Consider the following 1,500-nt stretch of genomic DNA (forward strand, 5'->3'; position numbering starts at 1 on the left):
CAGGAATCTCACCCTCCGCAGGCCCATAGTGCGCGGCCATGGTGTCGTCTCCCCCGCCCCAGAGCGGTGCTGCCTGCGGCTCCATGACGGCGCGTCGCGGAACGGGCTCCTCGTACTCGGCCGGCCGGTACTGCGACTGGTCAGTCATGACGGTCCCTCATCGATAGGACGGAACAGGGGATCTGAAGGATGAACAGGCCGGCGGAGCGCCGGTGAGCGCTCCGCCGCCCGGGTGCGACGAGTGGTTCAGGTGCGCGGTGCGCCCTCGCCACCCGCAGCGATCCGAGTGAGCGCGGCCCGCAGGAACGGGCTCGGCACGTCGTACCCACCCTCCTGCCGAATCGGCGTCGGCTCGACCACCGGAGCAGCCGCAGCCGGGGCCGGGGCGTCGTCCTCGTCCGGACGGCCCCGACGCTCCGCGACCGAGCGGGCCCGGTCCAGGTACTCCTGCTCCGCAGCCGGAGCAGCCGCCGCCGGTGCGGCCGGTGCGGCCGGGGCGGCCGGGGCGGCCTCAGCCGCCGGGGCGCTGCCCGCCGACGTCAACTCCGTCGCCGTGACGGACCCCTCGGCAGCCGGAGTGCCCTCCGCCGCGGCGTCCCCGCCACCGAGCAGCGCACCCGCCAACTGCGTCATCAGATCCGCGCCACCGGCCGCCGCCGGCTGCGCAGCCGCCGCAGCGGCAGCGGCCTCCGCACCCTCCGGCACCCCACCGCCCCGGGCCTCGTCCAACCACTGACGCCGCATCCGCTCGAAATGCGGATCCGACGCCTCGTGATCGACCTGCTCACCACCCACGACGCCCGCATCCCGCCGACGCCGCTCCTTCTCCTCCCCACCGAAACGGGTCGGACGGACGAACTTCCCACCACCCTTGCCAGCCCCCGCACCACCACCGGCCGCACCCGCACCAGGAGCACCCGCCCCCGGCATCCCCGCAGCACCACGCCCCACCCCACCAGCCCCCGCCGCACCCACACCCGCACCCGCACCACGCCCATAAGCACCAGCACCAGCGGCCCCACCCGCGCCACCCACCCGCGAACCAGCCCCACCAGCACCGGCCAGACCACCACCACGCCCATAGCCGCCACCACCACCGGCACCGACCCCACCAAACCCAAGCCCACCACCAGCACCCGAACCACCGCCCGAGCCGCCACCCGAACCCCCCGAACCCGAACCCCCCGAACCGCCATAGGGGGTGAGCGTCGAGCCGAAACTGCCCTTGTAATCCGGATGCCCGGCCAGGTTCAAACCCGGCGGCTGCACCGCCGGCTTGAACTTGCCCACACCACCCGCACCATCCCCCTCCAGATACGGGTTCTTCACCTTCGGCGGCTCATACGGCTTCACCTTCGGCGGCTCGTACGGCTTGGTCTTCGACCCGCCCTTACCACCACCGGCACCACCACCAACACCGCCACCGGCACCACCCCCGGCACCGCCCCCCGCACCGGAACCCGAACCCTCGCCACCACCAGCACCGCCACCCGCACCACC

1 protein-coding gene is annotated in these 1,500 nt (G+C 73.7%); it reads right to left on the minus strand.

Features of this window, described 5'->3' with window-relative positions; all coding sequences use genetic code 11:
• Positions 1–246: 246 nt before the first annotated feature.
• On the minus strand, positions 247–795 hold the full coding sequence (locus ACIRBX_RS20280; RefSeq protein ID WP_402298411.1) for a hypothetical protein: 549 nt from the start codon (positions 793–795) through the stop codon (positions 247–249).
• Positions 796–1,500 lie beyond the last annotated feature (705 nt).

Origin of the sequence: Kitasatospora sp. NPDC096147 (genome assembly GCF_044763225.1) — a bacterium.
GTDB lineage: Bacteria > Actinomycetota > Actinomycetes > Streptomycetales > Streptomycetaceae > Kitasatospora.